Annotated in this window: 26 protein-coding genes and 1 tRNA gene; 10 read left to right on the forward strand and 17 right to left on the reverse strand. The window is 62.7% G+C overall.

The genetic code is table 11. From position 1 onward, the window contains the following. Window positions 1-415: 415 nt before the first annotated feature. The 5 genes from FJ319_09575 to FJ319_09595 form a co-directional block, all read right to left on the reverse strand. A complete protein-coding gene (locus FJ319_09575; protein MBM3934536.1) occupies window positions 416-784 on the reverse strand; it encodes a hypothetical protein in 369 nt (122 codons plus the stop codon). 219 nt (window positions 785-1,003) lie between these two features. Further along, window positions 1,004-2,050, reverse strand: a complete 1,047-nt coding sequence (locus FJ319_09580) for a hypothetical protein (protein MBM3934537.1) — start codon at window positions 2,048-2,050, stop codon at window positions 1,004-1,006. Between the two features lie 195 nt (window positions 2,051-2,245). Further along, entirely contained in the window at window positions 2,246-2,593 is a 348-nt protein-coding gene (locus FJ319_09585; protein ID MBM3934538.1) for a hypothetical protein, read from the reverse strand. 183 nt (window positions 2,594-2,776) lie between these two features. After that, window positions 2,777-5,068, reverse strand: coding sequence for a hypothetical protein (locus FJ319_09590; GenBank protein MBM3934539.1), 2,292 nt, complete (start codon window positions 5,066-5,068; stop codon window positions 2,777-2,779). Window positions 5,069-5,213: 145 nt separating this feature from the next. Then, window positions 5,214-5,558 carry a hypothetical protein gene (locus FJ319_09595; protein ID MBM3934540.1) on the reverse strand — a complete coding sequence of 115 codons (345 nt, stop codon included), beginning with the start codon at window positions 5,556-5,558 and terminating at the stop codon, window positions 5,214-5,216. A gap of 201 nt (window positions 5,559-5,759) precedes the next feature. Here FJ319_09595 and FJ319_09600 point away from each other — a divergent pair, with 201 nt between their 5' ends. After that, window positions 5,760-6,173, forward strand: coding sequence for a hypothetical protein (locus tag FJ319_09600; GenBank protein MBM3934541.1), 414 nt, complete (start codon window positions 5,760-5,762; stop codon window positions 6,171-6,173). 4 nt (window positions 6,174-6,177) lie between these two features. On the opposite strand, the gene FJ319_09605 is transcribed toward FJ319_09600, so the two are convergent. The 5 genes from FJ319_09605 to FJ319_09625 all read right to left on the reverse strand — a co-directional run bounded on the left by FJ319_09605 (window position 6,178) and on the right by FJ319_09625 (window position 10,410). Continuing rightward, the gene (locus FJ319_09605) at window positions 6,178-6,978 is read right to left on the reverse strand and encodes a class I SAM-dependent methyltransferase (GenBank protein MBM3934542.1); all 801 of its coding nucleotides are present in this window, start codon (window positions 6,976-6,978) and stop codon (window positions 6,178-6,180) included. Window positions 6,979-6,988: 10 nt separating this feature from the next. Continuing rightward, a tRNA-Glu gene (locus FJ319_09610) sits at window positions 6,989-7,064 on the reverse strand. A gap of 108 nt (window positions 7,065-7,172) precedes the next feature. After that, the gene (locus FJ319_09615; protein MBM3934543.1) at window positions 7,173-8,156 is read right to left on the reverse strand and encodes a hypothetical protein; all 984 of its coding nucleotides are present in this window, start codon (window positions 8,154-8,156) and stop codon (window positions 7,173-7,175) included. 48 nt (window positions 8,157-8,204) lie between these two features. Further along, window positions 8,205-9,242 carry an N-acetyl-gamma-glutamyl-phosphate reductase gene (locus FJ319_09620; protein ID MBM3934544.1) on the reverse strand — a complete coding sequence of 346 codons (1,038 nt, stop codon included), beginning with the start codon at window positions 9,240-9,242 and terminating at the stop codon, window positions 8,205-8,207. A gap of 448 nt (window positions 9,243-9,690) precedes the next feature. Next, window positions 9,691-10,410, reverse strand: coding sequence for an endonuclease III (locus FJ319_09625; protein MBM3934545.1), 720 nt, complete (start codon window positions 10,408-10,410; stop codon window positions 9,691-9,693). A 101-nt stretch (window positions 10,411-10,511) separates the two neighbouring features. Between FJ319_09625 and FJ319_09630 the strand changes: the two genes are divergently transcribed. After that, window positions 10,512-11,444, forward strand: coding sequence for a HEAT repeat domain-containing protein (locus tag FJ319_09630; protein ID MBM3934546.1), 933 nt, complete (start codon window positions 10,512-10,514; stop codon window positions 11,442-11,444). 75 nt (window positions 11,445-11,519) lie between these two features. On the opposite strand, the gene FJ319_09635 is transcribed toward FJ319_09630, so the two are convergent. Then, window positions 11,520-12,470 carry an ROK family protein gene (locus FJ319_09635; GenBank protein MBM3934547.1) on the reverse strand — a complete coding sequence of 317 codons (951 nt, stop codon included), beginning with the start codon at window positions 12,468-12,470 and terminating at the stop codon, window positions 11,520-11,522. Here FJ319_09635 and FJ319_09640 point away from each other — a divergent pair. Both FJ319_09640 and FJ319_09645 read left to right on the forward strand, forming a co-directional pair. Further along, window positions 12,343-13,530, forward strand: a complete 1,188-nt coding sequence (locus FJ319_09640) for a pyridoxal-phosphate dependent enzyme (GenBank protein ID MBM3934548.1) — start codon at window positions 12,343-12,345, stop codon at window positions 13,528-13,530. The two genes, FJ319_09635 and FJ319_09640, sit on opposite strands and share 128 nt — an antisense overlap. Before the next feature lie 184 nt (window positions 13,531-13,714). Further along, window positions 13,715-14,644: a 3-hydroxyacyl-CoA dehydrogenase family protein gene (locus tag FJ319_09645; protein ID MBM3934549.1), complete on the forward strand. Its 930-nt coding sequence runs from the start codon at window positions 13,715-13,717 to the stop codon at window positions 14,642-14,644. Between the two features lie 87 nt (window positions 14,645-14,731). Here the strand turns inward: FJ319_09645 and FJ319_09650 are convergent, their stop codons facing one another. The 4 genes from FJ319_09650 to FJ319_09665 all read right to left on the reverse strand — a co-directional run bounded on the left by FJ319_09650 (window position 14,732) and on the right by FJ319_09665 (window position 17,546). Then, window positions 14,732-15,121 carry a tautomerase family protein gene (locus FJ319_09650; protein ID MBM3934550.1) on the reverse strand — a complete coding sequence of 130 codons (390 nt, stop codon included), beginning with the start codon at window positions 15,119-15,121 and terminating at the stop codon, window positions 14,732-14,734. Between the two features lie 80 nt (window positions 15,122-15,201). Next, complete coding sequence (locus FJ319_09655) at window positions 15,202-15,513, reverse strand: YdeI/OmpD-associated family protein (protein MBM3934551.1); 312 nt, start codon at window positions 15,511-15,513, stop codon at window positions 15,202-15,204. A 9-nt stretch (window positions 15,514-15,522) separates the two neighbouring features. Continuing rightward, entirely contained in the window at window positions 15,523-16,074 is a 552-nt protein-coding gene (locus tag FJ319_09660; GenBank protein MBM3934552.1) for a DUF1697 domain-containing protein, read from the reverse strand. A gap of 29 nt (window positions 16,075-16,103) precedes the next feature. Then, window positions 16,104-17,546, reverse strand: coding sequence for an amidase (locus FJ319_09665; GenBank protein MBM3934553.1), 1,443 nt, complete (start codon window positions 17,544-17,546; stop codon window positions 16,104-16,106). On the opposite strand from FJ319_09665, the gene FJ319_09670 reads away from it, so the two are divergent. After that, window positions 17,437-18,396, forward strand: a complete 960-nt coding sequence (locus tag FJ319_09670; protein ID MBM3934554.1) for a hypothetical protein — start codon at window positions 17,437-17,439, stop codon at window positions 18,394-18,396. The genes FJ319_09665 and FJ319_09670 overlap by 110 nt on opposite strands. A gap of 186 nt (window positions 18,397-18,582) precedes the next feature. Here the strand turns inward: FJ319_09670 and FJ319_09675 are convergent, their stop codons facing one another. Then, on the reverse strand, window positions 18,583-20,133 hold the full coding sequence (locus tag FJ319_09675) for a DUF4179 domain-containing protein (GenBank protein ID MBM3934555.1): 1,551 nt from the start codon (window positions 20,131-20,133) through the stop codon (window positions 18,583-18,585). Window positions 20,134-20,487: 354 nt separating this feature from the next. Next, the gene (locus FJ319_09680) at window positions 20,488-21,054 is read right to left on the reverse strand and encodes an RNA polymerase sigma factor (protein ID MBM3934556.1); all 567 of its coding nucleotides are present in this window, start codon (window positions 21,052-21,054) and stop codon (window positions 20,488-20,490) included. 162 nt (window positions 21,055-21,216) lie between these two features. On the opposite strand from FJ319_09680, the gene FJ319_09685 reads away from it, so the two are divergent. The 5 genes from FJ319_09685 to FJ319_09705 all read left to right on the forward strand — a co-directional run bounded on the left by FJ319_09685 (window position 21,217) and on the right by FJ319_09705 (window position 25,265). Continuing rightward, window positions 21,217-22,143, forward strand: coding sequence for a serine hydrolase (locus FJ319_09685; GenBank protein ID MBM3934557.1), 927 nt, complete (start codon window positions 21,217-21,219; stop codon window positions 22,141-22,143). A gap of 265 nt (window positions 22,144-22,408) precedes the next feature. Then, complete coding sequence (locus tag FJ319_09690; protein MBM3934558.1) at window positions 22,409-22,969, forward strand: serine hydrolase; 561 nt, start codon at window positions 22,409-22,411, stop codon at window positions 22,967-22,969. Between the two features lie 9 nt (window positions 22,970-22,978). Then, the gene (locus FJ319_09695; GenBank protein ID MBM3934559.1) at window positions 22,979-23,305 is read left to right on the forward strand and encodes a serine hydrolase; all 327 of its coding nucleotides are present in this window, start codon (window positions 22,979-22,981) and stop codon (window positions 23,303-23,305) included. A 38-nt stretch (window positions 23,306-23,343) separates the two neighbouring features. After that, on the forward strand, window positions 23,344-24,246 hold the full coding sequence (locus FJ319_09700; protein MBM3934560.1) for a serine hydrolase: 903 nt from the start codon (window positions 23,344-23,346) through the stop codon (window positions 24,244-24,246). Window positions 24,247-24,278: 32 nt separating this feature from the next. Next, window positions 24,279-25,265, forward strand: a complete 987-nt coding sequence (locus FJ319_09705) for a formylglycine-generating enzyme family protein (GenBank protein MBM3934561.1) — start codon at window positions 24,279-24,281, stop codon at window positions 25,263-25,265. Window positions 25,266-25,690: the final 425 nt, after the last annotated feature.

Raw genomic sequence — 25,690 nt, forward strand, 5'->3', positions numbered from 1 at the left:
CAAGACTTGCTTTTGAGACATCGATACCGATAAATGTACTCTGACTGGCCATGATGTCCCTTTCTGTCCCTACCTTGCGGAAGCGAGCTGTCACTAATGACGCTCAGGCAACTGTTCGGGATCTGTAAGGTGATTTGCGCGGCGGCCTCGCTGAAGGACGGTCTCGACAATGTCGGACCAAGGCCTGATCGGCCTGCCGCGCTATCTCACATTTTATACATCAGCCAGTCTCTTTTTATCTTACAAGGCCGTTAGACCGAGATTCGCATGCTCGGAAATCGAATTAGTTGATGCAGGTGGTCCCCGTACCTGCCCGGCTGTTCGGCTGTTTGCTTTGTTCCTCTCCCGTCGACCGCGCGGCGGACAGGAGAGATGGTCCCGATTCCATCGGGACCGATGAGGGCGGATAACCTCTTCACGGGCTTAACAACCCGGAATTCCGCAGCACGCTGGGACCTTCGTCTCCAGGTGGCAGCCCTGCAACCAGCCTCCGCGCCGCCAGCCGCTTGATCCCGGGAAGCTCGGATACAATACTCCCCCTGTCCTTCCCAACGTATTCGATCACCATCCCCGGCGGTATTTCCACCAGGTGGTTGAAGACTGCCATCGCCGATTCCGCGCTCAGTCCGCCCTCCCGCAAAAGCTCGGCCCGCTGGTCCGCCAGCACCGGCGTCTTCAGTACGGCGATCCACTGCAACAGGTAGCCCAGCAGGTGCTCGGCACGCTCTGCGCCGCGCGCCCAGGCGTCCACCTGGCTATCGATGACGGTGCGCATAACGGGCATGTCCGGATACGCTGAGTACCTCGTCCCTGTCCGCTCTTACACCACCGCCCAGAAGGCGCGCTCGAACTGCTGGGCCTGTGCTTCAAGCAGCCCGCTCAGCTCGTGCGAACGAGGCGCAACGGTCAGCGCGGGACTGACGACGTCCTGCCTCAGGTGGCCCAGCTCGTGCACGAGCGTGTTGAGCACTTTCGGGACAGGGCGCTCGGCGTCGACGACAACTTACACCTTCTCGAACCCGCGGGTCTTGTAGCCAAGCGCCGACTGCTTGATCTTCTCCCTCGCCGCCAGCACGCCCGGATAGTCCAGAGTATCGCTGATCGCAAAAACGTCGTTGAACTCAGCGTCCACCCATGCCCTGAACGCCTCGTGAGAGAGTAGCAGCGGGACGGCGCGCTCATCTTCCATCGTCCTGCCCGTCAGCGCGTAGTACCCCGCATCCGCGGCATCAACGATCTCCGACACCGCGTTGTCCCGGCCGCCGTCCACTGCCTTGACGCGCATCTCCATAAGCCCCGCAATCGCCTCCAGCCGGACCCTGATCGATTCGTCGTCATAGCTGCTGGGTGTCGAGTTTGGGCGAGCGGACGCGCCCCACAAGAAGACCTTGCTGTAAGAGTTGTCGGTCTCGTCCGCCTCGCGCACCGCGTTGCCAGGGTCTATTACCATCGTTAGCGTGTGCAGGCCGTTGGGGATTGTTCTGCCGGTCGTCAGGCCGGGCCAGTCCTCCTGCCATACCACCGACCACCCGTCCGTCGTCCCCGTGAACTTGAACGTCTTTACGAGCGCCCCATCCAGGTACAGGTCGACCGCGAAGCCGCCCGGCACGTCGACGGTGCTGAGATTGCTTGCCAGCACATCCACAAACACTTTGTTTCCCGGGAACAGCGCGCTATCGAGAAACGTGCCGCGCTCTGCCGAGGCGATGATCGGGCCGTCCCAACCGTGCACCCAGCCAGGCGCGAGGTTCGGCATGGTCAGAGGGGCCGGCGCCACCGGAGCTCGTACCTCGACCTGCGCCGTCGATGCCGTTGCGACTGCTCGCCCGTCCTCGCGACGGAGGAACGTGGCGGTGTATGAGTTATTCTCCTCGTCGCTCTCTTCGATCGTATTGTCCGGGTCGATGATCACCGTCAGCGTGTGTTCCCCCGCTGGGATATCCCGCCCTTCTAGGAATGCGCTCCAGTCAAGCGAGCCGGCAGGCGAGATCGAAGGCAGCCCCGGCAGCCACTGGGTGCCCAGATCCTCGCCGTTCAGCAGGAGCCTCACAGCCACCTCCGAGGCAGTGCTGACGCCGCCCGCGTTCCGGACCCCGGACCTGACCGAAAGCCGAGGCCCCACAACAATGTCCAGCGGCGCTCCCCAGCCGGATAGCGCATGCGGCTCAAGGTCCGGCAGCCGCGCCGCCTTTTGAAGCTGCTCGAACGACGCCTGCGGGGCCGCCAGCAGCGGCGTCTTGCCCGCTTAAGCAGAGCTCATGTCGAGCCTGGATGGGGGCACAGTGTCGGGCTGCCCAATGCCCACAATTTTGCTGTGTTCGCCTCCCTCCGGCAGAGGCGATGCAGCAGCGCCCGCCGAGGCTGCGCTGTCGACGACAGGCGCTACGGGTGGGTGAACGAAAAACACGTACGTGTTTGTCACATTGTACGCAGAAGCGGCGTCCGCGGCAGGTGTTTCTAATGGGACGGTACGTAATGCGGCGGCGGTTGGGGTGGCGCAACCGGCAGCGGCAACGGCCGCGCACGCAGCGGCGACGACGATGAGGCGCGATGTGCCGCCGTTGAGGAGGCGGGAGAGGCGACGTCCGTACATAGGGGCTCCCGGAGCAGGTATCTACGTACGGTTTTCTATCACCCTGATGCGTTACGCTTCAGTTACATGCGGGCCGAAACGGCATTACAGACCCGTTACAACAAGAAGGGGCCCGGTCCTGTTCGGACCGGACCCCTTTTCTCATCGTTTCAACGACCGTCTTTCGCTGACTTTAGCCGTCTGTTACTGCCAGTATTCGGCGTCCAGGAAGCTGACTGACTTGTACTTCTTCGATTTGTTGCCCGTGTGGTGCACGTTGTCGATGCCGTCTTCGAAGTAGTAGGCGTCTGTGAAGCCGCCGAAGCCCGTGGGGGCGTGGTTCCTGGGCACGTTCCTGAAGTTGTTGCGCTTCAAGGCTATGCCGCGGGTGATGCCCGTGTAGGCCAGGCCGTTGATGTTGTACTTCTCGGTCGCAGTGATCGCGAAGATCTCCCTGCCGATTGCGGTCCTCTCCGGGCTGAACTGCCCGTAGGTGCGGCCCTTGGTCCAGAGGTCCTGGAGCTTCTGCAGGTTTCCGCTCACGTCGATCGGATAGGTGTTCTCCTTCGCGGGAGGCTGGTACAGCGGGCTGGGGCCATCCGGCGCCATGCCTCCGCGGCCCCTGGACTGGTAGTACTCACCGACGGACGGGCCGAGCGGGTGGCCCTTGACGAGCGGGACGAGGCGCGTCCACTCGACCTGCCACGGGTTTACGCCGTAGAAGTCCGTGCTCATGCCGAAGTACTGCTTATTCTTCTCCGCCGCGGTGAAGGCGCGGATGCCCTCTCTTATAGCCAAGCGGATGCCGATGTCCTTCCAGTCCTTCTGGAGCAGGTTGGCTATCGGGTACAGCACCCTGTCCGACTCGAGGTAAAGGCTCAGGGCGCCCTTGCCGTCCTTGCGGTCTACGTAACCGTCGCCGTCCTTGTCTGTATAGCCGAGATAGGCCAGCATCTGCTTGGCGCGGGCGATGTCATGCCCAACGTCAAGGAACTGGTACTCAGTACCCGGGAAGTACGCGGTCGAGGGATGCGGGACCCAGTTCTGCGGGGTGCCGAGGCCGCCCATCACCGTCTCGTTGGTTGCCGCGCGGTTCCAGCCGAGTGACAGTATCGTGCGGAACTCGCGAGTGCGGAGCAGCTGGCCTAGCTCTGCGTCCTCGCTAAACTCCTGGTTGATCGAAAGGTTGGAGTCTGCGCCGGCCGGGGCGCGATAGATGTACAGGGAGTAGTCGCCCTTCTCCATGTTGGCCAGATACAGGGGCAGCTCAGAGAGAATCAGGTCCGCGCTGTTCATCTCAGACTCGCCGTTCATACTGCGGAACGCGGCCACCTCGCGGCTCTCCACCATGAACGACTGGACCCCATCCAGGTAGGGGAGCTGGTTGCCGTTGGGGTCCACGCCCGCGAAGTAGTGGTTTCTCACCATCACGTTCAGGGCGTAAGAGAGCGACTTGACGACGTAGGCGCCGGTGTACGGGCCGAACGGCTCGCCCTTGTAGATGTAATTGGGATCGTAAACAGTCGGGACCGGGATGGAGGGGATGCCGGTCATCGTGCGCTTCAGCTGCATCGTCTTCATCAGCTTCGTCCAGTCCGGCTGGCCGTGGAAGCGCATCAGCTGCTGGATGTCCTTCTCATCGCCGTACTTCGGGTGGAAGCGCTTGTACACGTGGGAAGCGGTATAATAGCACGGGTTGCCGCCGGAGCAGTTCTTCGTGCCAGAGAATACGGCCGCGCTCTTGGACTCGATGACGGTGTAGTTTGCCGTGTCGAATGTGAGGCGCCACGTGACGTCGTCGATAATCTCAAACTTGGGAGGGTTGCCGGTAACGTTGTCGATGAAGACGATCGGCAGCTTGGGAGTGTAGTCCTTGTTGAAGTTCAGCTCCTCCCAGGCGAAGCGGACATCCTCCATGGTGAGGGGATAACCGTCCGACCACCGCATTCCGCGCCGCATTGTGAAGGTGTACACACGGCCGTCCGCGCTAAGGTCGAAGCCCTTGCAGATATGGACCACGGGGTTGATGCCGTCGCCGTACCGGCCGTAGCAGGAGGAGGACGACATTGTCTGGTCATTCAGCGCGACGGATATGACGCGCATGGTGCCGCCATAAGCGCCTATCTCATCGTCCGCCGGAATGACGAGCACGTCTTCTGGAACCGGGAGGCGCTGCTCGAGAGGCAGGATCTTGCCCTGCTTCACGAGCTCAGCAGACTGGGGAGACTCGTTGAATGACGTTGGGTGGGGGCCGTCCCAGGTGTAGTCCGGGTACTCACCGGGCTGAAGCCGCTTGGCGACGTAGTCGCCCTGCGGATTGACCAGCGGCGGCATGACCGGGTAGTCTGCGCCGATAGCCGCCTGGGGGACGCTGCCGCTGGGCAGGTTTGGCGAGCTTTGCCCGCCGGAGCACGCGACTGCTCCCATGATGCCGACGGCAGACACTACGCCCACCGCTAACTTAAGTGCTCGGGACCAGGACCACATTTGTCTCATCCTATGGGGGACATCCAGAGTGCCGCCGACTTGAACGCCATGGAACCTAGTATAACATCCAACGCCATGACAAGATACCTAGTTCTTCGAGGTATCGAACTTTTGCCCAAACGCAACTTGGGCCGGGGGCCGAATAGCGCTCGGTTTACTCCATTACCCTGATTGTCGCCGTCATGCTGGGGTGGAATTCGCAGTGGTAGTTGAAAGTGCCGACTCTGGTGAAGCTGACATCGCCTGAGAGGTCGTTTTCATGTATAGGGCCGGTGGTGAAGGACTCATCGTCCGCGGTTGCCGTATGGGGGAGCTCGTCGCGGTTTCGGAAAGCCACGACGGAACCAACCTTAACGTTGAGCGTGGGCAGGACGCTGTCGATAATCGTTGCGGTGATCTGTCCGGCCTGCGGAGTCGGGGGCGGGAGGTCGACGGTGTTGTCGCACCCGGCCGTCACAATAGCCAAAATCGCGAAAACAAGGAGGAGTAGCTTTCTCAACAAACGGCTCCTTGCGAGGACGGCGCAACCGTCTTTCCGTACGCGGTACGGACCTGCTGGATTTTCGGATTATATGGTTACGCCGATTAGGTGTCAAGACAACTATATGCCATTCAGTCTTGACGGAAGCCACGGGCCAATCTACAGTACTAGATACGTATATTTTCACCGGTCGAACAAGACCAGACCCAGGAGATCCAAGTGCCTTTCGCTGTAAATCGTGGCCTGAAGGGCCTTCTGATCGCGATGCTCGTCCTCGTGTTTGTCGCCGGGTGCCGCGATGAGGGTCCGGACATCGCCGCCATGCTCCAGGAGAACGGGTACTACGTGACAAACGCTTCCCAGCAGAACGTCGTGTACGTCGGCGCCCAGGCCGCCCAGGGGGCAGACGTGAACGGCAGCAGGGTGGTGATTTACAAGTTCGGCACAATAGGCGGCAGGCAAGAGGGCGAGAAAGCCGTAAGCCGGATTATCACCGCCGGCTCGGGGTTCTGGCCCATGAACGTGCTGACGACGACGGAGGCCTACTTCGGCAAGGACCGTTACCTGGTAGTATACGGTGAGCACCCTGACCGTGACAGGATAAGGCAGCTCCTGGACTTGAGGATAGACTAACTCCCTACCCTGCCTTGCGGGCAGAGTAGATGATGTTGAAGGGCACGCGGCAGAAGCGGTCGTACTCTTTGTCCCACATATCTCCCGTATAAGGGGCCTCGCGATGCGAGGCCCCTTTCGCTTCCCTGTCCACCGGGTACGGCTCGATTATGCGCTCCACGGCAAAGCCCGCGGCTGCCAGCGAGACGAACATCTCGTCGATCGTGTGGAAGAACGTGAGCCCGCGATGGCCTCCCTCTTCCGGGTACTCTTCCCAGACCTCCACGGGCGGGTTGAAGTAGTCAGTTACGAATAAGGCGCCCTCCTCCTCGTCCCACTCGAACGCCCCCAGCGGATGGACGGTAGAAACAACGAGCCTCCCGCCCGGGCGGAGGACCCGACTGCACTCCCGCAGGCAGCCCGGCAGGTCCGGCAAGTACTCCCAGCCGTTGGCGGAGAGGACTATGTCGAACTGCGAATCCCGGAACATGGAGAGCTTCTCCATGTCGCCGCGAAGGAGGTGGACGGAGACGCGCTCTCGCTTGCAGAGGTCCCGCGCGAAGGAGACCTGGCCGGGGGAGATATCCATGGCGACGACGCTGCGCGCGCCCCATTTGGCCAGTACAACGGCGTTCTGGGCGGCGCCGCAGGCCAGCTCCAGCGCGTCCATGCCCGCCACGTCGCCGAGCAGGCGGTACTCTCGCTCCCCGGGGATGAGAGGGCCGTAGTGGATGTCTTCGAGGGAGATGCGGGCGCGGGACTGGTAAGGGCCGGACATGTGGTCCCAGCCGGTTTGTACAGCCTTCTTGATCTGGTCGTGGGACATGCGGTGTTTGTGGTGCCCCCAACGGAATTCGAATCCGTGTTGACGGCTTGAAAGGCCGTTGTCCTGGTCCACTAGACGATGGGGGCGAGAGGTGTGACGCTCTATTCTAACCCGTAGCTACGGAATCGGCAATCGCGAACAAAAGGGACCCCGAGCTCGGGGTCCCTTTTGTTCAGTCAAATGCCGCCGGCCTTCTACCGCCTGGTGCCCTGGAACATATCCTCGTATATCCGCTGGTCGTAGCACTGGTCCAGGTTCTTGTCGCCCTGGCGCAGGAGCCACTGCAAGCAGTTTTGCGGGCTGAGGTACCTGATGGTGGGCTGTTCCACTTTGAACTGGACCAGGTACCAGTTCGGGTGCTCGTAGTGGTAGCGGAACATGAAAGGCACCGGCAGGGGCTCCGTTGGGAAGTAACCTTCCATAACGAAGACATCGTCAATGGCGACGCCTTCCTGTCCTTCGACGCCGCCGGTGAAGCCGATGGTTGTTTCAGATATCGTGGGGTTGTAAAGCAGCACCGGCTCGAGCTCTTCGATACCTGTAAGGTCGGGCGCCGCCTCGATGTATTCCTTGTAAGACTGGGTAAACCGTTCAGCATTGATGCCGATTGTAAGGGCTCGGGACATCGTTGCATGAAACTCCGTGAAGTCGCCGCTCTCAACGGCTAGACGAAAGTCTTTGATCGTTTCCTGGGACATGGCGACCATCTCTTCGATGTACGGGAGCTGCTGGAACCAGGCGCCCGCGCCGACGTCCAGGCGGTTACTGTCTGTGAAAGACCATACCTTCCACTGCCCGCCTTCTTTTACCATGCGAGCTGTGAACGGGACGTCGGTGCCGCCCAGGTCCGTCACCTCGCCGCGGATGCGTGAGATGTAGTCCTGCTCCAGCGTGCGGTCCCTCCACGGGTCCATCTGGAAGGTAAGCGGCAGGCCGATAAGCTCAAGCGTTCGCTCAAACTGTGGGTACGTTTGCGAGGCACGGAAGTCGGCCGAGGTACCGGCGTACGCCTCATCGAGGCGGCGCTCGGCGAGCTTCAGTAGAAACTCGTTCGCGGCGTCGGCAGAGGTCTTCGTATCGACGGCGACCCATCCAAACAGGCCCGTCGTGCACGCGCTCACGAAAGCGACGATGCCGATGATAATCCTTAGTATCAGTTTCTTCAACGAGATCTTCATTTACCGGCAGTCTCCTGAATAGTTCAAAAATCGGTCACAAAAAGAGCGCTAAGGGTACAGGGCGAGCTGCCGGAGTCCTGCAGACTCCTCCAGGCCGAACATGAGGTTCATGTTCTGGACGGCCTGGCCGGCGGCGCCCTTCACAAGGTTGTCTATGCAGCTGATGACGATAAGCCGATTGGCGCGCGGGTCCAGCGTGGGGTACACCACGCAGGTGTTCGCGCCAAGGGTCTGCTTTGTCGCCGGCGGAGCGCCCGCCACCTGCACAAACCGCTCATTCTTATAGAACGAATTGTAGAGATCGCGGATATCGACCGCCGCCTTTTCACCCTGCCCCACTGAGCCGGGCCTGAGCTTTGCGTAGCACGTGGCAAGGATGCCGCGAGTCATTGGGACCAGGTGCGGCATGAAGGTGACATCCACCTTCGCGCCGGCGGAGACGGCCTGGAGGCCTTGCCTTATTTCCGGCATGTGGCGGTGGCCGTCCACGGAGTAGGCGCGGAAGTTCTCGTTAACCTCGGAAAAGAGGTAGCCGAGCTCGGCCTTTTGCCCAGCCCCTGAAACGCCGGACTTCGCGTCGATAATAACGTCCGGCTCGATGATCCCGGCCTTGATGGCCGGCGCGAGGGCCAGAATCGATGCCGTTGGGTAGCACCCCGGGTTGGCTACCAGAGCGGCTGAGGATATCTCCTTCCGGTTGAGTTCCGGCAGGCCGTAAACGGCCTCTTCCAGCCGCTCCGGGCAGGGGTGGTCCGCGTGGTACCACTCCTTGTATTCCTGCAGGCTCTTCAGGCGAAAGTCCGCGCTGATGTCAACCGCCTTCACGCCCTTGCCCAAGAACGACGCGATCTTCTGCGCGCTCGCCTGGTGAGGGAGGGCGGAGAAGACTACATCCACGCTACCGGTCACCTCTTCGGTGATCGTCATGTCAAGTCCTGCCAGGTGCGGAAGCACGTCAGAGAGGCGCTTGCCGGCCAGGCTACGGCCGGTGACGGAGGCGATGGTGGCTTCAGGGTGTCGGCTCAGGATACGCGCAAGCTCCATGCCGGCATAGCCTGTCACGTTTATGATTCCGACCTTGACCATTCAGACCTCCGGAGCCGTAGTGAGCAGTGGGCAGTCGGCAGTCGGCCAATCCGTGAGCCAGTGGCTGTCTCAGGCTCCTGCCTGGCTGACCGCCGACTGCTGACTGCCGCCTGCTATCTTTTTCCCTATTCCGCGGGCATTTGTTAAGTATAACGCGCAATCCGGCGCTCAACAAGATTGCGCGTGCGATTATTTGACAGGTAGAAGTTTCGCCTAGTGAAGAAAGAATGATGCACGTTGGGTGGAAAAGCAGGCCGTTGGCGATGGGGCCGTGGGCGAATGAATTCGCCGCTGTGGGCGCGTGGTCTGCTCCGCAGGCCACGTCGCCGGATGTCCGCCTTGGCGGACAATAAAGAACGCCTGGAGCATCGTACCGTCCGCGAAGGCGGATCCGCCGCGGCGGAGCGTCGTACATCGCTCCGCGATGTACGCGCGCCCAGCGGCGAATTCATTCGCCCACGGCCTCGCTCGAAGGGCAAACGTCGTTCAGGACGCACTTTTCGCAGCGGGGGCGCGGGGCCTTGCAGACCTGGCGGCCGTGGTTGATGAGAAGGAGGTGGAAGGCGAAGACATCCTCGGCGGGGACCATTGGCTCAAGGATGTCGTGCGCCTGGTCAGCGGTCACCCTGGGCCCGATGAGGCCGAGGCGCTTCGACACGCGGTAGATGTGCGTGTCCACCGGCATCGCGGGCATACCCAGCGAGAAGCAGAGGATGATTGCGGCCGTCTTGGGGCCGATTCCCTTGAGGCGCTTCAGCCATGCCTTGGCCTCCGGGAGCGGCATCTCACCAAGGAAGGAAAGGTCGAACGAGCCGACCTCCTGGCGGACCTGGTTGAGCACCTCTTTGATGCGCGGCGCTTTGACACGGAATAGGCCGGCTGAGCGGATGGCGTCTTCGATCTCGCTCACGGGCGCGTCCGCGACGGCGTCCAGGGCGCCGAAACGCCGCATCAGGTTGTGAAATGCGCGCTCAGAGTTGACATCCGATGTGTGTTGGGACAGGATGGTGTACACGAGCTCTGAGGCGGCGTCGTAGCGCGGCTCCCATGTGAAGGGGCCATAGACTTTGCCCAGGGCGGTCATTACCTCCGGGGCACTGGGGCCAACGCGCCGGTACTTTGGCCGTGGAGGGCCTTTACGGCGCGCGGGAGCGGCGGTTTTCGTCATATCTGGGCGGGACTTCCATAGCAACTTATCGCACGTTATGATAGTAACCGTGGCGGGGGAATTCCACAACGTCTCGTTCCAAAACAAACAGCAACGGGCGGATGACTGTGACACTGAAGGACTTGCTGCTGGAAATGAGCGACACCGAGAAGCCCGTGAAATATTCGGAGCTTCTCTTGCTTTCCGGGCTCACTCCTGAAGAGGTAGTGGAGTTCAGGGTGGCGTGGCCTGCTGTGCCACAGGACCGGAACATGGAGATCATGGGGAAGCTGATCGAGTTGTCGGAAGACAACCTGGAGCTCGACTTCTCCGCGATCTTCATGTCGTGCCTGGAGGACAAGGACCCAGGGGTGCGCGAGCGGGCCGCAAAGGGGTTGTGGGACTGCGACGACCGCTCGGTTATCCGCCCGCTGATCGGGCTGATGGTGGACGACCCCGCTTCAACCGTTCGGGCCGCCGCGTGCATGTCCCTGCGACGTTTTGCGACGCTCGCCCGGGAGGGCAAGCTAATGAGCCGCGACGCGCAAAGGATCAAGGACGCGCTCATGGCGGTCATCAACCGGCAGGGCGAGGATATCGAGGTCCGGCGAAGGGCTATTGAGGCCGTCGCGAGCTTCGACGTGCCGGAGATAGACGAGATCATCCGGGACGCGTACCACAGCGGGGACATCAAGCTCAAGCAGAGCTCCATTTACGCGATGGGACAGAGCGGCAACACCAAGTGGCTGCCGACGATACTGGACGAGATGCACCACGAGCTGCCGGAGATCCGCTATGAATGTGCCTGCGCGTTCGGGCTGATCGGTGAGGAGGCGACGGTCCCGCATCTCATCCGCCTCGTGCAGGACACGGACGCCCAGGTCCAGCTTGCATCCATCCAGTCGCTAGGCGAGATCGGCGGCCCGCTGGCCAAGCAGGCGCTCCTGCGGTGCGCCAAGCTGGGGGACGACACGCTGGAAGAGGCAGCCAAGACGGCTCTCAAAGAGCTGGAGTTCGACGACGACCCGCTGGGGTTCAGGTTCGATAGCCAGTGAAAGAAGGCAATTATGAATTATGAAGGATGAAGGATCGATCCGAAGGCCTTCACTTCATACTTCATAATTCATACTTCATAATTCCCCGAAGACTTTTGCGGCTGCGCCAAGAAGGCCGATGTCGTCGCCTAGGTCTGACTTCACGATGGGCACCGGGTGCGCGCTGTCCGCGATGGCGTGACGCTTCACCTGCTCCATTATCCCTGTTCTCAGCAGATCCAACGAGTTCGACATTCCCCCGCCGATTACGACGATGTCCGGGTCGAACGAGTTGATCACGACCGAGATACCGATACCCAGATAGTACGCGGCCTCATCTATCACCTGCTTTGCCAGAGCGTCTCCCGCCTCCGCCGCCGCTGCCACCGCCACAGCGTCGATCCGCGAGGCCGGTCCTTTGCCTGCCAGCGTTGAGGGCTCCCCGGCGATGATGCGCTTCTGGGCGCTGCGCGCCACGGCCGTGCCGCTAGCCAGTGCCTCCAGGCAGCCGGTGCGACCGCAAGGGCACTTTGGGCCGTTGGGCAGAACGACAATGTGGCCGAACTCCCCGGCAAACCCGCGCGAGCCTTCATACATCTCGCCGTTGATGATGATGCCGCCGCCTATCCCGGTGCTAACCGTCATATAGATGACGTTCCTGAGTCCCCTGCCCTGCCCGAAGTGGTGGACCGCCAGGGCGGCCAGGTTGGCGTCGTTGCCAATGATGATGCGCGCTCCGGGATACTCCCGTGTCAGCGCCTCCATAGGGGAGAACCCGTCCCAGTCCGGGAGGTTTGGCGGGTTGTAGAGCGTGCCGGTGGAAGGGTCGGTCGGGGACGCGACGGCAAGGCCGATGCCTGCGAACGAGCCGCCGGAATCGGCAGCCGTCTCCTTCAAGACCGCCATCAGGCGGTCGAGCATGCGGGTCCCTCCGGACTTCACGTCCGTCCTCGTCGCCCGCCGGGAGAGTATCTTCCCCTCGCGGTCCACGAGAGCCGCGCGCAGATTAGTCCCGCCGATATCGGCAACGAGAGCAGCATCCGCCATTTCGCCTCCTGATGACGGCCCGACCGTGTGCTATAATTCCCCCCACTTACTAATACAATACCCTATCTGGAGACTACCTGTGGCACTCTCTGCGGACACGGCTCGCGGAATTGCGATGGCAAAGAAGGCGCTCAGCAGCGAGACGTGGGCGCCGACGCCGCTCCTGCCGGCGAGCACTATCGGACGGCGGATTGGCGTGGAACTGTGGCTCAAGCACGAGCAGTGCTCCCCCATCGGCTCCTTCAAGCTCAGGGGCGGACTGGCGACGGTGGAGGCGCTGGCCGGGAAGATCGGAGCGAAGGGCGTGTATGTGCCTTCGGCAGGCAACTACGGCCAGGCGATTTCGCTGGCGGGGAAGCGGCGCGGGATCAAGGTGACCGTTGTTGCGCCAGAGACGGTGACGCCTTCGAAGGTCGAGAAGATGGAGGTCTTCGGCGCGACGGTCATCAAGAAGGGGCACGACTTCGACGCGGCGAAGGAGTGGGCGCGGCAGGAGGCGGCGCGTGTGGGAGCGGCGTTCTGGGAGGACGGAGTTATCGAGGAGATGGCGTACGGCGCGGCGACGATTGCCACGGAGATCGTGGAGAAGAGGATGGAGTGGGACTACGCCGTCATCCCCATTGGAAACGGTTCGCTGATGAAAGGAATGGCGCAGGTCTTCCGATCGGAGTCTCCGCGCACGCGCATCATAGGGCTGGTGCCCACCGGAGCACCCTCAATGGCGTACGCGGTGCGGGGGAAGCCTTGGGACACAGCGACGCCGATAGACAGCTACGCTGACGGGCTGGCCGTGCGGGTGCCGATACCGAAGATTTCGAGGGAGCTGGACCCGCTGGTAGACGACATCTGGATGGTAGAGGAGTCGAAGCTGCTACCGGCCGTCAAGAGCTTGATGGAGCTTGAGCAGGTGATGGTGGAGCCTTCCGGCGCGTCCACACTTGTGGGAGTAGCTGCCCACCGGGCCGACCTGGCCGGTAAGCGGGTCGTCGCGGTCCTCACGGGCGCCCATTTGCGAATGTCGTTGCTGCCCGAGGTGCTGAAAGTCAATGGGCTCGTCTGAGCGCCTTCCCCACCGTTGGCATCATGCCCGTCCCTTCGAGACATCATGGACACAGCGTTCCTTGAAGAGTACGGCCTTTGGGAGGCCGTTGTTCAAGTATAAACGAACCAGGGGTCCAAAGGTTCGTGTCTTCGAACCGTAAAGCGCCTATTTTCAGTGTGAGCGCACAAAGGAACCAGTCCAAATGGTGCAAGAGATCAGGCGTGTGGCCGTAATCGGGGCGGGGCTCATGGGGCACGGGATCGCGCAAGAGATGGCGACCGCTGGGCTTAAGGTTGCGCTGCACGATGTTTCACAGGAGCGGCTGGACGCGGCGCGGGCGAACATAGGGCGCAACCTGGGGACGCTTGGTGTCAGGGATGCCGCGGCGGTGCTGGCGCGGACAAGGACCGGGACAATGCTGCGCGAAGTGGCCGAGGACGCCGATCTTGTCATCGAGGCGATTTCTGAGGACTTGGAGGCCAAGCGGAAGCTTTTTGCCGAGCTCGACGGCATCTGCCCTCCCCGGACGATCTTCGCGAGCAACTCATCGAGCCTGATGCCCAGCAGGATGGCTGCGGCAGTGAAGAGGCCGGACAGGCTGCTGGTCGCGCACTACTTCAACCCGCCGTACCTGGTGCCGCTGGTGGAGATTGTGCGCGGGCCGGAGACGTCTGACGAGACCGTGGCAACTGTGCACGCGCTTATGCTGCGCATAGGCAAGACGCCGGTGGTGCTGCGCAAGGAGGTCCCCGGGTTCATCGCCAACCGCATCCAGGCGGCGCTGTCGCGGGAGTGCCTATCGCTCGTGGAGCGCGGCATAGCGACGCCGGAGGAGGTGGACGCGGTGGTGCGCGGCAGCATCGGCCGCAGGCTGGCGGCTGCAGGGCCTTTCGAGATATTCGACGCCGCCGGCGCGGACGTGTGGCAGTCCATCGGCAAACAGGTGCTGCCGGACATAGACGCCTCGCGCGAGGTCTCACCGCTGGTCAACGGCCTGGTGGAGCGCGGTGAGCTGGGCATCAAGTCCGGCAAAGGCTTCTACGAGTGGACGCCCCAGCGCGCCCAGGAGCTCCGCGAGCGCATGGCGAGGGCGCTGAGGGAGATCAGGGGATGGGAAGAGGGCAAATTATGAAGGATGAATTATGAATGATGAATGTTCGAGCCGAAGGCCCCGGCTGTTCACTTCATACTTCATAATTCATCATCCATAATTGTGGCCTCACACATCCACCTTGAAGCCCAGGTCTACCTCCGACGCCGGCACACCCCCTCGTATTCCCCAGTTGTCCAGCGGTGATTCCCTGAGGAGTATCTTGACGTCCGTCGCAGGGATTCCCAGCGACGACAGGTTCTGCACCACCGCCTGGTAGAACGCCTTCTTGGCCGCGAGCGACCGCCCCGCGATGAGGTCTATATCTAACAGGGTATATCTGTCCGACTCGCCTGGAGGCGTTGGAAAACGATGAGGTTCGTGGACGACGAGTCGCAGCGTCCGGTCCCACTCAAGTATCTTAAACCCCACCACCATCGCAGAATGAACAGCGTCGATAATCGCCTCCTCCTCGGCGGCCGTATACCGCCATTTCACTTCGATGGTCGCGTTAGGCATGGTACCTCCGGAGGATAAAGGCGCGCCCTGTGTTCTTAATCCCATCCCTATCTGTTCAAGTCACCACTCGCCACGCTCTACTACTGCTTCCCCCCCCCCCTGCTCAGTACCCACTTCTGCGACGCGCTCATCGGCTTGTCCGTCCGGTGCACGCAGCCCATCCAGCAGCACGGGCGGCGGATCCCTTCCCTGAGCTCCGACTCCGTTCTCGGCACGCGCTCCGCCCTCGTTTCCGCCGTCTTGACGGATTCCACCCAGCAGATCCACTCGTTGCGCGCCAACGGCGTGATGTCTCCCCACTTCTCCAGCGCCGCGGCGTCTGCCACGAGGGCGTCCCGCAAGTCGGCCGGCGCCTTGTGCGCCACCACGTCAAGGACCGCTTGTAAACTCACACCGCTCTCCTACTCCATCGCTTCCAGCAAGCCCAGCAGCCTGGTCGCGGTGTTACAATTGCGGATCGTCATCGACTTGTATAACGGCGATTCCAGCACCTTGTTGAGACGGCTCTTAGTGCGCAGCGCGCTCAAACGCTGCGAGTAAACCACACCTCGCCCCGGCCACACGGTATCCACCCCATCCCTAGCCTTGAACGCAGACATGGCATCGGCGGCATCGATGTCTATCAGGAAGATCGCATCGCTGTGGTACTTACTCGGCTCATCACCGAACCCCTCGGGTCTGTTATCGATGATCGCCTTCATCTGAGCGCGGGTCAGCACGAGGACCTTGATTAGCTCGCTGTCGAGCGTGAAGCTCCGAGGCAACGCCTCCTCAATCCGCACTTTCACCTCGCTGGCTGGCAACTCCGACTGGAGTATCACATTGCCGCTCGCGATATAGGTCGAAACGTTCAGGAACCCAACGCCCTCCAGGCACTTCTTCAACCCCGCCATCGCCACCGGGTTCTTACCGCCGACATTAACGCCGCGCAACAGCACGACGTAGGTGTTCATGCCAGTCTGTCCTTCACTTTGATGCCGAATCACTCCCCTCCCCACACCGGCGGCTTGCGGCCGGCCCAGGGGCGGGCCTGCTCAAGCTGGCCGGAGAGGCGGAAGAGGGTGGCCTCATCGCCCATGCGGGCGGCGAGGAGGAGGCCGATAGGCAGGTTCTGCGCGTTCCAGTAGAGGGGGATGGAGACCGATGGCTGGCCGGTGCCGTTCGTGATGTACGTGAACGGCGAGAAGTGGGCCATGCGGCGGCGCAGCTCGAACGGGTCCTCGCCCTCCGTGTACTTGAACGTGCCCAGCGGCGGCGGCGGCGTGCCGACCGTCGGCATGAGCCAGATATCGTACTTCTTGAAGAACTGCCCGATCTCCCTTGAGCCGCGCTGGACGTCCTCCACGTATCGCAGGTACTCCGGCGCGTTGATCTTGCGGCCGCGCTCCAGCATCGCCCACAAGAACGGCTCGAAATCCCCCTTCTTCAGCGGCTTGCCGGTGCGCTTCTCCAGCCCATCGACCGCCCACGCGAAGCCGCCCGCGAGCATCGACGTGAACGACTTCCAGTAGCCCTCGTAGTCGTACTTCGGCATCGCCTCTTCGACGTTATGGCCCAGGTCAGCACAGAGCTTCGCGACGTCGCGCACGGCCGCCACGTTATCAGCGTGCATGGGCGTGCCGAGCGGCGTCGTGGCGGAGAAGCCGATGCGCAGCTCGCCGGGGTCGGCGCCGACCTCCTTCGCAAAGGGCCGCGACGGCGGGAGCACCTGGTAGGGGTCGCCGACATCCGGGCCGTGCGTCGCGTCCAGCATGATCGCGCTGTCGCGGACCGAGCGGGTGAGGACGTGCTCCGCGACCATTCCACTGAAGAGGTCGCCGAACGCCGGGCCAAGCGGGTTGCGGCCGCGGCTGGGCTTCATGCCGTACACGCCGCAGCACGCGGCGGGGATTCGGATGGAGCCGCCGGCATCGTTGCCGTGGGCCATTGGGGCGAGGCCCGCGGCGACGGCCGCCGCAGCGCCGCCGCTGCTGCCGCCGGCGATGCGCGTGACGTCCCACGGGTTCCGCGTCGGCCCGTACATCACCGGCTCCGTCGTCACCCCCAGCGCCATTGAGGGTATATTCGTCTTCGCAACCGTTATCACGCCGGACCGCTTGTACCGCTTCACCAGCTCCGTGTCCACGGTCGAAACATAGTCCTTCAGCACCGAGACGCTCTCCGTGAAGCGCGTCCCGGCGTACTCGGCCAGGAAGTTCTTCAGCAGGAACGGCGCGCCGCCGAACGGGCCGGACGGTACCGGCCCCTTCGCCATCTCCCTCGCGTGGTCGTACATCTCAATAACCACAGAGTTAATCTTCGGGTTGACCTTCTCGATGCGCTTGATAGTGCCCTCGACGAGCTCGATGGGCTTGACCTGCTTCTTGCGGACGAGCTCCGCCTGTGCGGTTGAATCGAGGTCCAGGACTGCATCGATGGACGGCATATGGCGCTCCCGGGGGAGGATGTTATCCGCAGATTACGCAGATGGCGCAGATTATAGCAGGCAAATTAGCCGCCAGGCTGCTATAGTGCCCCCAAACCATACCCCCAGGGAGGCACACGCCATGTCTACCATCGGCCGCGTAGACGCTACCACGGACGTATCGCAGTTCGACAACGCTTATATCGGCGAGGGGGCGATTATTGAGCCGGACGTGATGGTGGGGTTCCGGTACCAGGACGGCTGCGGAAGGGCCACGCTGGGTAAGGGGGCGATGCTCCGCAAGGGCACGGTCATATACGGCGACGTGAAGATAGGCGACTACTTCCAGTCGGGCTACTATTCGGTCATCCGCGCCCTGGTGAAGATGGGCGACTACTGCGTCATCATGAACCAGACGACGCTGGAGGGCATCGTCCGCTTCGGCACAGGCGTGCGGGTGATGTCGCATGTGTACATCCCCTCGCGCACGTGGATCGGCGACCACGTCTTTATCGGCCCCGGAGTGACGTTCCTGAACGACAAATACCCCGGCCGCCGCGACCCGATGCCGACGCCGCGCGGGGCGACGGTGCGCGACGACGTGATGATCGGCGGCGGCTGCACCATCCTGCCGGGCGTGACCATCGGCGAGCGCAGCTTCATCGCCGCCGGCGCGGTGGTGACCAAGGACATCCCGCCGCGGAGCCTGGTCATCGGCAACCCCGGGGTCATATCGCCCCTTCCGGCGAAGCTGGACATGGCGAACACGCGCAAGCTGACGATGGCGCCGCGCAGTATGTGGCATCCGGAGCTTGAGTACGGCGGCGCGAAGAGCTGGCCCACGGAGTGGTGGGGGGAGGCGTGGGAGTAGGGGAGAATTCTGAATGTTGAAGGGAAGGACGTAGTTGGTAGTGGGTAGTTGGTAGTTGGTAGTTGGTTGTTGGCCAGACGAACAGCCAGCTGTTGGATTGGCTAACTACCAACTACCAACTACTAACTACTGCCTCCCCGCTCTCCCACTTAATACTTCATAGTTCATCATTCATAATTCTCCCCGTCACCTCCCCTCCGGATAGGCCACCTCCGGCGTCCGCCACACCGGCGTGACCACATTGGTCCCGGGCTGCGTCGCCCTCGCGCTGCCGCCGATCTTTATCACCACCACCTCGCACTCCTCAGTCACAGCGACGGCGATGCTGCCGTCGCTTGCGCCGCTCATGCCTATTGGCGGAACGGAGCAGATGCCGTTGGGCTGCTTGGTCCCCTGCGCGATCACCTGGCCCACGTAGGCCTGACGCCTCACTCCGTCCACAATTGTGTAGGCTCCAAGGCGCGGGCGCACCGTCTCGAACTCGAACGTCCACGGCCCTTCGATGCGCTTTGTGACCGTGCCGGTCACGTCCAACACCTCCAGGGAGGTCACCGTGAACGACTGCTGCCCGTTCCCAACTCCGACGTGAGTCACCTCGAAAAGCCACTCGCCGTTGCCGAGTGACGTCACGGAGGATCGCTTGCCGTCCGGCGACCACATCGACTGTCCGCCGCCGGCCGCGTACGTCGCGCCCCAGGAGGTCTGCAGCGCAGCGGACGGCGCCCAGTTCTCCGAAGTAGGCGGTGTAAATGCAAGGACGACGCCCGTGGTCTGCGTACGCATGTAAACGCGCCGCAGCTCCACCGTCTGCCCGTTCACCGTCTCCGATTGCCCGATGGGAATCTCTGGGCCTCCCGTGACAGGCACATCGAACCGGAAGTCGAACGGCCCCACGATGCAGCCGTCCGGCGTGCAGCTTTCCGACGCACGCTCCGCCAGCGGCCCATTAACGAAGGCCTGCCAAACGTTCACGTCCGGCGTAGCCAGACGTGCGTAGAAGCGAAGGTGCATCGGCAACGTGTTGTAGACCGTGATGTTCGAGTTCGACGTAAAGCTGAGCATCGCGACGCCGTTGGACTCCCCCCACTCGCTCGATATCCACCAGTCGCTGATCCCCGGCGTCGGCGTCTCCGTAATGAACGCCGGGTCCGCCACCTCGCGCCCGGATTGGCCGCTGACTATCACTCTCGTCACCCTCAGCTTGCCGCCCGTGCCGGGCACGGGCGTCGCCTCGTCCGGCGGCTTCGGCTCCGTCCGCTCGTGTGGGAAGACGTAGCGCGTCTCTCCCTCCGATGCCAGCCACACGTTCCGCGTCACCGGCGCGAGACCGTGCGGCGCACTGCCCCGCAGGCCGATGAACACGCGCTCCTCGTCCACATACACGTAGTCCACCGTCATCGTCACCCCGTCCACTGTCTGGCTTACCCCCACCGGGTGCGCCAGCCCGAACTCCTCCACCGCCTGCGCGCCCCTTGCGCTCCCGAAGAACCACTTGCGCACAGGCTCCACCGCCTGCCGCACCGGCTCCACGGCGTACGCCGTACCGCTCAACAGCGCCAGACCGAACACGGCCATCGCCGCCCACGCCAACCGCGACACCCGCCGCCGCGATACCACGCCCCCGGACGCCCCGGCCATCACGGCGATGCGCGGCCACAGGTCCACGGGGGCCACATCCGCTTCGGCCTGCGCCGCCAGCGTGCCTTTTATCTGCGATACGTCATAGCGCTCCGACATTGGTCGCCTCCTCAACTACATGCGCGGCACGGGAATGCATTTCTTCTCTCCCCGAGGGAGAGGGACTTCGCGGCTCTGCGCGAAGGGGTGAGGGCTACGGCTGCTGGATCGAGGTTGGTGCTTGCAGGGCCGGCGCCCATCCGACCTCTATCCCCGACCCTCTCTCCGATCCTTCGCAGAGCCTCTCCGAAGGAGTCCGGAGTCCTATTCGGACAGGACATTCTTCAGAGAGAGGGGTAAGGCGAACAGCCATAGCCCTCACCCCTTGGCCCAAAGCGGCCAATGGCCTCTCCCTCGGGGAGAGGAGGAAGACTCCCTCCCTTCCCCACTGCATTCTCTCAGCGTTCTCTGCGGCTAATCTCCATCTCCCCGCAGCGGCGCCAGGGCAGGCCGGAGCCGCTTCCGCGCCTGGTGGAGCAGCCACTTCACCGTGCCCTGCGGCCTTTCCATGCGCGCAGCAATTTCCGTCTCCTTCAACTCCAGGTAATACTTCATCACAACCGCCGCGCGCTGCTCCGCCGGCATCTCCCCCAGCGCGGCCCAAATCGCCCGCCGCGACTCCTCGCGCACGGCCTCATCCTCCGGCCCGAGGCCATCCGAGGCAACCGATGCCAGCGCGGACTCCGCCATCGCCAGCTCCCGGTCCATCGAGACCTCGCGTGATGAGCGCGTCGCAGCCTTCACCGCGTCGTTCACGACTATCCGCATGAACCACGGCCTGAACGGTCGGGAATCGTCGAATTGCACGATTTTGTCGCGGACCTTGAGAAAGGCGTGGCTGACGACGTCCTCTGCCGTGGCGAGGTCGCGCACTATCAGATAGGCGGCGCGCACCGCCTCGTTCTGGTGCCGCCGCACCAGCTCTTCGAGTCCGCCGATGTCGCCTTGCTTGAGGCGGGATATTGCCTCTTGTTCCTGCACGATAGGTTGCCCTCGGCGGTCGCATTCGTTGGACTTGTGAACTTGCCTCAATATTACTATCCCTGAGGGCGGCGAAAGGTTGGCGCGCGTTGACACGTGCGGCGCGTGTGGATACACTCGCCGTGAATTCGGGCGGCGGCGGCCCGCAGGTGTGGAGAGAACGTGGCAACGCAGACGAAGAAGGCTTTTCCGGCAAGTGCATTTCCGGCGAGGAAGATGGACGCGGCAGCATCCGCGTTCAAGGGTGTGGTCGGGTTTTACGTCAAGGACCTCGCGACGGGCGCGGCCCATGAGTACGGCGCCGACAGGCCTATACCCACGGCGAGCATCTGCAAGGTTACGGTGATGCTGGAGCTTTTCCAGCAGGCGCAGGAAGGGAAGCTCTCCCTCGGCGACCGGTATCCCCTGTTCAAAGACATCTCGAAGTTCAGCGGCGGGACGATGGGCCAGATGACCGGCCAACCGGTCCTGAGCCTCCGCGACTACTGCCGCATAATGATCGCGCAGTCCGACAACATGGCGACGGACCAGCTGGCGAAGGTCGTGGGGCTGGACAATGTCAACGCAAACCTCAGATCGCTTGGGCTCCGCAACACCGCCATGCCGATGCTGATGGGCGAAATGCACTACCGGTACGCCGGCCTCTCCGGAGAGCCCTCCGACGAGAAGGACCGCACGCTGACGGAGTTCATCACGAAGACGCCGCCGGGGCCGGAGCACGTCAACTACACCGAGGACCTCACGAACAATGTCACATCGGCCCGGGACATGGGCACGATCATGGAGCGAATCTACTACGGGCAGATGGTGAGCCCGAAGGCCTCGTGGGAGATGCTGGAGATGCTCAAGATGTGCGACCAGCGCACGAAGATCCCGGGCAGGCTGAAGGCGGACGTCGTGGTGGCGCACAAGATTGGCGGGAGCAACCGCATCCAGGGTGACGTTGGGATAGCGCTGCTTCCGAGCGGGCCGATGGTGATTTGCATGCTGACCCGACACAACGATTACCGCGGCGGCAACGGCGTGCAGACGATCGCGGAGCTGAGCCGCATGGCGGTGGAGGCGTTCTCGCCCGAAAGCGTGAATTAAGAGAGGAAGTTGTCCGCAGATTACGCAGATTATTTTGTGTGGCGTGCGGCGTTCTGTAGAGGTGGAGGTGTGATCGTGGTAGGGGCGTTCTATGAACTCCCTCGACGGCGTGGTATACGGTTGGTAGAACCGTAATCGTAACCAACCAGGGCGTTCATAGAACGCCCCTACGATAAGCACCGTCCATGCCTCACCCCTGCCATACTGGCGTCCGAAATAATCTGCGAAATCTGCGTAATCTGCGGATAACTTTCGAAGGACAGAAATGCTACCGATAAGAGATATGGATGCGCTGACGAAGGCGTTTGAGGGCAAGGCGAGCTTCTGGGTGAAGGACCTGGCGACGGGGTCGTCCCACAGCTATAACCCCGATGTGCCGATGCCGACGGCGAGCGTGTGCAAGGTGCCGGTGATGCTGGAGCTGTTCCGCCGGGCGCATGAGGGGACGCTGTCCCTCGATGAGCGGCGTACCCTCTCGGGCAAGATATCGCGCCACGGCAGCGGGGTGCTGAGCTCTATGGCGGACGCGCCGACGATGACGCTGCGCGACTACTGCCGCCTGATGATAACCGTCAGCGACGACATCGCCACCGACGTGCTCATAAACCTCCTGACACCAGATGCGATCAACGCGACACTGGAGTCGATGGGCTTTCAGAACACGCGCACCTCAATGACGATGGGCGCATGGCACTACTCTTACGCCGGGATCACCGGCGAGCCCTCCCCGGAGAAGGACAGGGTCCTCGCTCAGGTGTTCGCGAAGAGCCCTCCCTCGCTGGACAACCCGGCATACTCGAGCGCGCTCACGAATAATGTGGCCTGAGCCCGGGACATGGGCGTCATAATGGAGCGCATATACTATGGCCAGATGGTGAGTCCGAAGGCATCGTGGGAGATGCTTGAGATGCTGAAGGACTGCCAGGCCCGGACGAAGATCCCGGGCCGGCTGAAGCCTGACGTTGTTGTGGCGCACAAGATCGGCGGCAGCAATCGCGTCCAGGGTGATGTGGGCATCGTCCTCCTGCCCTCCGGCCCGCTCGTCATTTCGGCTTTCGCGCTGGCGAACGATATCAAGACCGGCGCCGGAGTTCAGCTTATTGCTGAGCTGAGCAGGATGGCGGTGGAGGCGTTCTCGCCGGAAAGTGTGGAAAGAAAGTAGTTGGTAGTTAGTAGTTGGTAGTTGGCCAGAGGGAGCACATGGGAAGATTGCCTCAATCCGATATGGATGCGCTTGCCGCGTCGTTTGACGGGCGGGTTGGGTTCTATGTGAAGGACCTGGCCTCCGGGGCGTGCCACGCATGGAACGCCGACTGGATCATGCCGACCGCCAGCATCTGCAAAATGCCGGTGATGGTGGATCTGTTCAAACAGGCGCGCGAGGGCAAGCTTTCGCTGGACGACCGGCATACACTGCCCAGCGGCATCTCAGCGCTCGGAACCGGCGTGCTGAGCTCAGCCGAGGACCCGCCGACGCTGACTTTACGCGATTACTGCCGCCTTATGATCACCGTCAGCGACAACATGGCGACGGACATGCTGATTGGCCTGCTTGGCACGGCCAATATCAACGCCACGATGAAGGCGATGGGGCTGCTGAACACCGCCACGACGATGACGCTGGGCGCGTGGCACTACTCAATGCGGGACATGGTGGACACGCCGGGCCGGGAGTCCGACGAGAAGATGCGCGAGAAGGGGAAGTCGATGCGCCCCAACCCCGACAGCATCGCCTACGCCCGCACCCTCGCCAACAACGTCACCTCAGCGCGCGATATGGGCGTACTCCTGGAGCGCACCTACTACGGGCAGGTCGTTTCGCCCCAGGCCTCGTGGGGGATGATGGAGATGCTCAAGGACTGCCAATCGCGCACCAAGATACCCGGCAGGCTGAAGCCGGACGTGGTAGTGGCGCACAAGATAGGCGGTAGCAACCGCATCCAGGGGGACGTGGGTATTGTGCTGCTGCCAACGGGCCCGCTTGTGGTCTCGGTGCTGACGCTGGCAAAGGAGCCCGAGCACAGCAAGCAGGCCGTTGAGCTGATTGCAGAGCTCAGCCGAATGGCGGTGGGGGCCTTTTCGCCGGAGAGTATCGCGATCTAGCAGATGCAGCAAGCAGGATGCATCCCAGAAGCATGACTCACGAACCGAAACATACGGACGCCCCCTCCCCCGCCGCGCCGTGCTGCGCTCCCGGCCGGGGCGGCGCTGCGCTCCACGCGACGGGCACAAACCCGTTGATGCTGGCGTTGAAGTCGCGCACAACCTCCCGAGAGGGAATGGTGAAGCTGGACGGCGAGTTCCTGATGGGCGGCAAGGACCGCGACGGCCACCCCGCGGACGGCGAAGGACCCGTCCGGAAAGTAACCGTAAAGCCGTTCTACATTGACGTGGCATCCGTGACAAACGAGCAGTTCGCCGAGTTCGTGAAGGCGACCGGATACGTCACTGAGGCCGAGCGGTTCGGGTGGTCGTATGTCTTCCACCTGTTCGTTTCCAATGAGACACGCAAGGCCGTCACACAGGCCGTTGCGCAGACGCCGTGGTGGCGGCGCGTAGACGGGTCAAGCTGGCAGAGTCCCGAGGGGCCGGACTCGGACATTTCGACGAGGCCGGACCACCCTGTGGTGCACGTCACGTGGAACGATGCTTCGGCCTACGCGGCGTGGGCGGGCAAGAGGCTCCCCACGGAGGCGGAGTGGGAGCTTGCGGCGCGAGGCGGGCTAGAGCAGAAGCGCTACCCGTGGGGGAACGACCTGACCCCCGGCGGCAAGCACATGTGCAACGTCTGGCAGGGCAAGTTCCCCTACCGCAACACTATGGAGGACGGCTTCGCAGGGACCGCCCCGGCCAGGTCATTCGAACCCAACGCATACGGTCTGTACAACACCTCCGGCAACGTGTGGGAGTGGTGCGCCGACTGGTTCAGTCGCGACTACCCGGCCACGGGGCCGCGTGTGGACCCGGTGGGGCCCGACCACGGAACGGCGAGGGTGACGAAGGGGGGATCGTACCTGTGCCACGTATCGTACTGCAACAGGTACCGCGTGGCGGCGCGTACGTCGGTGACGCCGGACAGCTCGACGGGGCACGTCGGCTTCAGGTGCGCGGCGACGCCGTAGGAAATGAACGCAGATAATGGATAAGACGCAGAGGGAAGTGCGGTTGGGTTGGTGAGCCATGTGGCGGGTGGGAGGGTCTCGGATTTCGTAGGGGTCCGCCGCAGCGGATGGTTGCCCCGGTGCGGGGACCGGCCCTTATGGCGAGGTCTGTCGAGCCAAAGGCCGGGCAGGCACGGGGACCTGCCCGTACGTTCGGAAGAGGAGCGAAAGCCGAACAGCCGTAGCCCTCACCCCTTCGCGCAGAGCCGCGAAGGCCCTCTCCCTCGGGAGACCTTTGCGTTACCTCGGGAGGAGAGGATTTTGGACGAGCCTCTTCAAATTGATGTCATGTTCGGGCGAATTTTTAGCCCCGGCATCCGCCGTCAGGCATGTTTCGAAGCCGGAGCGTAAGCGCCAGGCTGCCTAATGGCAGCCTGGCGCCACTT

Source organism: SAR202 cluster bacterium, assembly GCA_016872355.1.
Classification (GTDB): domain Bacteria; phylum Chloroflexota; class Dehalococcoidia; order Lucifugimonadales; family VGZY01; genus VGZY01.

Excerpts from the sequence above, each read along its gene's own strand:
- FJ319_09645 (MBM3934549.1), top strand. The coding sequence starts at position 13,715 with ATGGTGCAAGAGATCAGGCGTGTGGCCGTAATCGGGGCGGGGCTCATG.
- FJ319_09705 (MBM3934561.1), top strand. The coding sequence starts at position 24,279 with ATGACTCACGAACCGAAACATACGGACGCCCCCTCCCCCGCCGCGCCG.
- FJ319_09635 (MBM3934547.1), bottom strand. The coding sequence starts at position 12,470 with ATGGCGGATGCTGCTCTCGTTGCCGATATCGGCGGGACTAATCTGCGC.
- FJ319_09585 (MBM3934538.1), bottom strand. The coding sequence starts at position 2,593 with ATGTACGGACGTCGCCTCTCCCGCCTCCTCAACGGCGGCACATCGCGC.
- FJ319_09690 (MBM3934558.1), top strand. The coding sequence starts at position 22,409 with ATGCTACCGATAAGAGATATGGATGCGCTGACGAAGGCGTTTGAGGGC.
- FJ319_09615 (MBM3934543.1), bottom strand. The coding sequence starts at position 8,156 with ATGAAGATCTCGTTGAAGAAACTGATACTAAGGATTATCATCGGCATC.
- FJ319_09590 (MBM3934539.1), bottom strand. The coding sequence starts at position 5,068 with ATGAGACAAATGTGGTCCTGGTCCCGAGCACTTAAGTTAGCGGTGGGC.
- FJ319_09660 (MBM3934552.1), bottom strand. The coding sequence starts at position 16,074 with ATGAACACCTACGTCGTGCTGTTGCGCGGCGTTAATGTCGGCGGTAAG.
- FJ319_09625 (MBM3934545.1), bottom strand. The coding sequence starts at position 10,410 with ATGACGAAAACCGCCGCTCCCGCGCGCCGTAAAGGCCCTCCACGGCCA.
- FJ319_09675 (MBM3934555.1), bottom strand. The coding sequence starts at position 20,133 with ATGTCGGAGCGCTATGACGTATCGCAGATAAAAGGCACGCTGGCGGCG.
- FJ319_09695 (MBM3934559.1), top strand. The coding sequence starts at position 22,979 with ATGGGCGTCATAATGGAGCGCATATACTATGGCCAGATGGTGAGTCCG.
- FJ319_09575 (MBM3934536.1), bottom strand. The coding sequence starts at position 784 with ATGCCCGTTATGCGCACCGTCATCGATAGCCAGGTGGACGCCTGGGCG.
- FJ319_09665 (MBM3934553.1), bottom strand. The coding sequence starts at position 17,546 with ATGCCGTCCATCGATGCAGTCCTGGACCTCGATTCAACCGCACAGGCG.
- FJ319_09650 (MBM3934550.1), bottom strand. The coding sequence starts at position 15,121 with ATGCCTAACGCGACCATCGAAGTGAAATGGCGGTATACGGCCGCCGAG.
- FJ319_09605 (MBM3934542.1), bottom strand. The coding sequence starts at position 6,978 with ATGTCCCACGACCAGATCAAGAAGGCTGTACAAACCGGCTGGGACCAC.
- FJ319_09640 (MBM3934548.1), top strand. The coding sequence starts at position 12,343 with ATGCGGGTCCCTCCGGACTTCACGTCCGTCCTCGTCGCCCGCCGGGAG.
- FJ319_09620 (MBM3934544.1), bottom strand. The coding sequence starts at position 9,242 with ATGGTCAAGGTCGGAATCATAAACGTGACAGGCTATGCCGGCATGGAG.
- FJ319_09700 (MBM3934560.1), top strand. The coding sequence starts at position 23,344 with ATGGGAAGATTGCCTCAATCCGATATGGATGCGCTTGCCGCGTCGTTT.
- FJ319_09670 (MBM3934554.1), top strand. The coding sequence starts at position 17,437 with ATGCGCTTGATAGTGCCCTCGACGAGCTCGATGGGCTTGACCTGCTTC.
- FJ319_09630 (MBM3934546.1), top strand. The coding sequence starts at position 10,512 with ATGACTGTGACACTGAAGGACTTGCTGCTGGAAATGAGCGACACCGAG.